Origin of the sequence: Dokdonella sp. (assembly GCF_049593775.1) — a bacterium.
GTDB lineage: Bacteria > Pseudomonadota > Gammaproteobacteria > Xanthomonadales > Rhodanobacteraceae > Dokdonella.
This window is the reverse complement of sequence record NZ_JBAWHJ010000093.1, coordinates 1-6,275: the sequence shown is the minus strand read 5'-3', so window position 1 is coordinate 6,275 and position 6,275 is coordinate 1. Positions and strand designations below refer to the sequence as shown.

Genomic DNA, 6,275 nt, shown 5'->3' with positions numbered 1-6,275 from the left:
GCACCAGAGCACGAAACGGATCCAACCATCATGACAACGCCGACGAACAATGCCTGGGCCAGCCGCAAAGCCGGTCAGACGCCCACACCATTGATTGCTACCGACGAAAAGACATTCGCCAGCCTGGCTGAGCAGTTGGGGGAACAGGCTGCGCGCAGTTGCGCAAGCAATGATTTCAAGGGCCAGAACGGTCGATACCTGGCTGTCCCGGATCCGGATGATGACGGCTGCATCATGCTCGCAGGCTGCAACGAGCGCGACGGCATCTACGCGCTTTCCTCGCTGCCTCAGCGACTGCCCGCTGGGGACTACATCCTCGATTCGCGCGGTCTCGCACTGGATCCTGGCCAGGCTGCTCTGGGCTGGGCGCTCGGCGCTTATCGCTTCACGCGCTACCGCAAGGCGCTGCGCACACCTGCCCGCCTGCTTGTCGAGGAAGAAGTGCAGTCGCGGATCTCGCCGTTTGTCAGCGCCGCCGTTCTGACCCGTGACCTGATCAACACCCCAACCCAGGACATGGGGCCTGCTCAGCTTTCCCAGGCCATCCACGACCTTGCCGGCAATCACGGCGCCGAGTATCGCGAGTGGGTTGGCGAAGATCTGCTGACTGACAATTTCCCGACCATCCATGCTGTAGGGCGCGCAGCAGCCGATGATCGGCAACCGCGTCTGGCCATGTTGACGCACGGACCTGCAGATGCGCCTCACGTAGTACTGGTAGGCAAAGGCGTCTGCTTCGATACCGGCGGTCTCGACCTGAAAACGGCCGATGGCATGCGCTGGATGAAGAAGGACATGGGGGGTGCCGCACACGCAATCGCCCTGGCAAGCCTGATCCTGCAGGCAAAGCTTCCAGTCCGCCTGACCCTGCTGGTTCCCGCCGTGGAAAATGCAGTGGCTGGCAACGCGTTCAGGCCCGGCGAGGTGATCCAGACCCGCGGCAACCTGAGCGTCGAGATCGACAATACCGATGCCGAAGGTCGCCTCGTGTTGTGCGACGCCCTGGCCTACGCCAGCGAACTCAAGCCTGATCTGATCCTGGATTTCGCCACACTGACCGGTGCAGCACGTGTCGCGTTGGGTGCAGACCTGCCTGCGCTATTCTGTAATCGCGACGATGTCGCCAACGCTCTGCTGGCTGCGGGGACAAGCAACCAGGATCCGCTCTGGCGCATGCCGCTCTGGCGGCCTTACCTGACGATGCTGGATTCGTACATGGCGGATCTCGCGAACTCCGGTCCGTCCCGGCATGCCGGCGCGATCAGTGCGGCCCTGTTTCTCGAACGCTTTGTCCCGGAATCGGTCGCCTGGTGCCACCTCGACGTCTATTCGTGGAATGACACCGATCGCCCGGGCCGCCCGCGCGGTGGCGAAGCACAAGGCCTGCGCGCGTATTTCGAATTTCTCGAAAAGAGATATTCATAGGGCAACAGCGGAGCGGCGACGCAAGGTCCGTCATCCAAATCCGCGCGATGCATCGGCTTGATCGCAGGGGTGGATCTCAGACCCACCCGCTCAAATCCGGAGCCTGACTAGCATGCCAATAAGCAGACGGGTCTAAGACCCGCCCCTGCAAGAACAAGCAAGACACGCACCTTCTTCGCAGGCTGCTTCCTGCATTCCCTGGTAATTGAATTTGCCGATCAGTCGACGCTGGTCGCATTCGCCTCATGCGGCAGGAACAAGGCGGCCAGCTTGACATTGCCTCGAATCAGGTCGATCTCGTCAGCGAGAATCTCGGCGGCCTCGTTGAGCACGATGTCCGGGCGCGCCTTGCGCTTCTCTTCACGCTCAAGATCCTGCGCGATGCTGCGTTCGTCAGCCTGAAGGCCATCGTCGATCATCGGCGCGTTGGAACTCGCACCCTCTACTACGACTAATTCCGCATCCTCGTCCGGGGTGCCGGCAATCGCGGGATTGGGATTCTGCGCATCGTTGATGATGTCTTCACGTACCTTGGCAGCCGGGTCCTGGCTCGGGAATGCGCCACTCGCCAATGCTTCACGCGCCTTGCGCTTGGCCTCCTGCTCTTCACGCTCCTTGATGCGCACCTGCTCGTTGAGCGAAATGGTCTTTTCTGCGCGGATCTTGCGCGCATCGGCAATTTCTTCCTCGAAACTTTTCCACTCCGCATTCTCTGCAGTGCGTGCCTCATGCTTTGCGACCAGCATGGGAATCATCGGGCTCAGGTCGGCGATGCGCTGGTAGTCAGCCTTTCCAATCGAAGTCCAGGGCAGCGCATTGTCATAGCTGGATTCGCCGTATTCGTCGCTGGCTGCACTCATCGGGAAGCTGATCTCGGGCACGACGCCGCGAAGCTGGGTCGACCCGCCATTGATACGAAAGAATTGCTGCACGGTCATCTTGAGATCGCCGAATGTCGGCTTCTCGTTGCGAGCCATATCATCCATGTTGAGCAGGTTTTGCACCGTGCCCTTGCCAAAAGTCGGCTCGCCAATAATGACACCACGACCATAATCCTGGATCGCTGCAGCAAAGATCTCCGATGCTGATGCCGAACCGCGATTGACGAGCACGGCCAATGGGCCAGTCCATGCCGCGCCTGCGCGACGGTCGCTCTTTTCCTCGACGCGACCGCTGGCATCACGAATCTGGACTACCGGCCCCTTGTCAATGAACAGTCCGGTCAGATCGGTGGCCTCATCCAGGGATCCACCTCCGTTATTGCGCAAGTCGACCACGACACCCGCAACATTCTCTTCGCGCAATTCTCCGAGCAGACGCTCGACGTCACGGGTGGCACTCCGGTAGTTGGAGTCGCCGCGCCGGCGCGCTTCGAAATCCTGGTAGAACGTCGGCAAGGTGATGACGCCGATGCGGCGTGTCGTTTCGCCCTGCTCGACTTCGATGATCGATTGCTTGGCAGCCTGCTCTTCCACACTGACCTTGTTGCGCGTCAATGTAAGCAGCTCGTGCTTGCCATCAGGCCCAGCGGCGTCAGGCAGTATCTCGAGACGCACGACCGTGCCCTTTGCGCCACGAATCTTGTCGACCACGTCATCAAGCCGCCAACCGATGACATCCACAATCTGGCCGGACTCACCCTGGCCTACACCGACGATGCGGTCCCCGGGGTTCAGCTTGCCCGAGATAGCCGCAGGCCCGCCCGGTATGACTTCGCGGATGGCGGTGTATTCATCCAGTCGCTGCAGAACAGCGCCAATGCCTTCAAGCGAAAGCTTCATGGCGATATCAAAATTCTCCGATGCTCGCGGACTCAGATAATTCGTATGCGGCTCGATCGAGGTCGCATAGGCATTCATGAAGGTCTGGAAGACATCTTCGTTGTTGAGTTGCTGGATCCGATCAAGATAATTCGAATAGCGCTTGTCCAGCGTCTCCGTAATGTCCTTGGGCTCCTTCTTGGCGAGCTTCAGGCGCAGATAGTCGTTCTTGACGCGCTTGCGCCAGATTTCGTCCAGTTCCGCGGAGTCTTTTGCCCAAGGCGCATCTTCGCGATCGTACTCGTAGACTTCGTCGGTGCTGAAATCGAATGGCTGGGCCAGGATCTCGCGCGAAAACACCAGTCGTTCCGCAACTCTCTGCTGGTACTGGTTGAAGATGACGAACGGCGCGGTCAAATCGCGCTCGAACACCGCGTCATCGAGCTTGTCGCGGGTGACAGCAAACTGATCGATATCTGCCTGGGTGAAGAAGAGATGTTCTCCGTCGAGGCTATCGAGATAGCTGTCGAATATCAGTTCCGACATGGAATCATCCAGCGGCACCGGCTTGTAGTGGAAGCGCGAGAGAAACCGCATGGCCCAGATTGCTGCTTCAGCCTGTTCAGACGTGGGTTTGAGCACCACGGGCGTGGTCTCGGCAGCCGGCTTTGCCGCGGCGATTCCGCAGGCAGCCAGAAGGGCAAATGTCAGGGTAATGCGACGCATGAAGCTCTCCATCAAATTCGGTGACGCGTAATCAAGGCTCAGGCAACTTCGACGAAGCCGGCCGCATGGGCCATCTCGTCTGCATGATAGGACGAACGAACCATCGGTCCCGATGCGACATGATCGAAACCCAGGGCCATGCCGAAGTCCTCGAGAGCCTTGAACTCTTCCGGGGTCCAGTAGCGCAAGACCGGGTGGTGATGCGCCGTGGGCTGCAGGTACTGGCCAATCGTCACCATATCGACATCATGTTGGCGCAAATCGTTCAACGTACGCTGAACCTGCTCCAGGGTTTCCCCAAGACCGAGCATGATCCCCGACTTGGTGGGAATATTCGGGTGCTGCTCCTTGAACCGTTTCAACAACTGCAAGGACCAGGCGTAGTCGGCCCCTGGGCGCACTTCACGGTACAAATCAGGCACGGTTTCGATATTGTGGTTAAACACATCGGGCGGGTAGCTCGCCAGCAGTTCCAGTGCCCGGTCCATGCGGCCTTTGCCACGAAAATCCGGGGTCAGGATCTCGATGCGGATATCGGGATTCTCGAAACGTACGGCACGAATGCAATCGGCGAAGTGACCCGCACCACCATCGCGCAGGTCGTCCCGATCCACTGAGGTGATCACCACATAGCGCAGACGCATGTCACGGATGGTTCCGGCCAGCTTTGCCGGCTCCAGCGGATCAGGAGCCTTGGGACGTCCGTGAGCGACATCGCAAAACGAGCAGCGTCGCGTGCAGACTTCCCCGAGGATCATGAATGTGGCCGTGCCCTTGCTGAAGCACTCGTGGATGTTCGGGCACGAAGCTTCTTCGCAGACAGTAACCAGCCTGTTCTCGCGCAGCTTGGCCTTCAATTGCGAAACGGCGTTGCCGGGGGGGATACGCACGCGAATCCAGGCCGGCTTGCGCAATACAGGCGCATCGGCGAATCCGGCACGGTTTCGCGAAATCTTGTCGCTCCCTTGCTGTTTTTCACCTACAACAGTCAGCGGGATGCTCTTGATGGGTTCATTCATGCGGCATGGGTGGCCGCGACACTGGCGGCAGCAGGAGGAAGTTCCGCGACAGCGGGGCGCGGCGTGAATCCGAACTGTCGACACAGTTCATCGAGGAGCTTGTCCTCGACCGCAGCAAGCGATCCCGGACCGCCCAAGTCTAGCACCTGGGTCACCTGCAAGCCTTGAAAACCACAGGGATTGATACGCCGGAACGGCTCAAGATCCATCGCTACGTTCAAGGCCAGGCCGTGGAACGAACTGCCTCGCCGAATGCGCAGGCCGAGAGCGCCAATTTTGGCATCTGCCACATACACCCCAGGTGCGCCCGAACGGCGCATGGCAACAATATTCCAGTGCTCGAGGGTATCGATGATGGCCTGCTCGATCCGATCCACCAGTTCACGGACACCAATACCGAGTCTGCGCAAGTTGATCAGGGGATAGCCGACGATCTGGCCGGGGCCGTGGTACGTCACCTGGCCACCGCGCTCGACCCTGATTACCGGGATGTCACCAGGCGCAAGCACGTGCTCAGGCTTGCCGGCCTGACCGAGGGTAAATACTGGCTCGTGCTCAAGCACCCAGAACTCGTCCTCGGTCGTGTCATCCCGTGAATCGGCGAACGCACGCATCGCCGCAAGCACCGGTTCATAGGGCTGACGGCCGAGACGACGAACGACGAGAGGCAGGCTCATCAAGGCGAGATGGGGATTGGCGGGGCATTCACAAGCATCATGGTCGCGCGAATTCGCTCGCAAAGCACCCAGAGGGGGTCCCTGGAGTGCGCTTCAGAGAGCCGCCGACCATTTTCCCCGCGCCACTTGTCGAAGCCGATACCCTGCAACGAGAGGCTGGATCGAGTCGCCGCAGCACTGTGTTCAGGCTGCGGGCAACAGATGCTGTCCGACAAGGCGGATGAAGAAATCCACCTGCAAAGGAACCACTGGTGCGCTTCTGGGGGCGTCTACAGCGTCCAGCGAATCTCCGGCTGCTCGCGCAATGCGGCGTGCGCAGCGTCATAAGCCTCGCGATCCGGGCAGCTGAAGGTAACCGACACCGAGACGTAGTTGCCTTCCTTTGAAGGCTTGCTTCGCAGGCTTCCAGCTACGACCGGGAGGCCAAGCTTGCTCAGGAGTTCGGGAACCCGACTCTCCAGATCAGCATCCGCCCGACCAAGTGCCGTAATCTCGAAATCGCCGGGAAACTGGAACCCCTGATCAGGTGAGTCTGGCTTGATGTCATCCAGATTCTGCATCGTCATTCCGGCTTGCTCGGCGCAGCTGCATCGTCCTCATCGCTGTTGAACCATAGCAGCACGCCATCGGACAAGCGCTTGAAGAAACCGCCCTCGGGGGCATTGGCC

General features: G+C 59.9%; 5 protein-coding genes. 1 reads left to right on the top strand and 4 read right to left on the bottom strand.

Annotation, left to right across the window (positions count from 1 at the left end):
• Positions 1-30: 30 nt before the first annotated feature.
• Complete coding sequence (locus WBP53_RS03240; RefSeq protein WP_423925880.1) at positions 31-1,425, top strand: leucyl aminopeptidase family protein; 1,395 nt, start codon at positions 31-33, stop codon at positions 1,423-1,425.
• A 218-nt stretch (positions 1,426-1,643) separates the two neighbouring features.
• Here WBP53_RS03240 and WBP53_RS03235 read toward each other — a convergent pair whose 3' ends face one another.
• The 4 genes from WBP53_RS03235 to WBP53_RS03220 all read right to left on the bottom strand — a co-directional run bounded on the left by WBP53_RS03235 (position 1,644) and on the right by WBP53_RS03220 (position 6,167).
• Complete coding sequence (locus WBP53_RS03235) at positions 1,644-3,911, bottom strand: carboxy terminal-processing peptidase (RefSeq protein WP_423925878.1); 2,268 nt, start codon at positions 3,909-3,911, stop codon at positions 1,644-1,646.
• A 38-nt stretch (positions 3,912-3,949) separates the two neighbouring features.
• Positions 3,950-4,930 carry a lipoyl synthase gene (gene lipA / locus WBP53_RS03230; RefSeq protein ID WP_423925876.1) on the bottom strand — a complete coding sequence of 327 codons (981 nt, stop codon included), beginning with the start codon at positions 4,928-4,930 and terminating at the stop codon, positions 3,950-3,952.
• Positions 4,927-5,607 (bottom strand): lipoyl(octanoyl) transferase LipB, encoded by a 681-nt coding sequence (lipB, locus tag WBP53_RS03225; RefSeq protein ID WP_423925874.1) that lies wholly within the window; start codon positions 5,605-5,607, stop codon positions 4,927-4,929. The genes lipA and lipB overlap by 4 nt, the downstream gene beginning before the upstream one ends.
• A gap of 269 nt (positions 5,608-5,876) precedes the next feature.
• Positions 5,877-6,167 (bottom strand): DUF493 family protein, encoded by a 291-nt coding sequence (locus tag WBP53_RS03220; RefSeq protein ID WP_423925872.1) that lies wholly within the window; start codon positions 6,165-6,167, stop codon positions 5,877-5,879.
• Between the last annotated feature and the right edge of the window lie 108 nt (positions 6,168-6,275).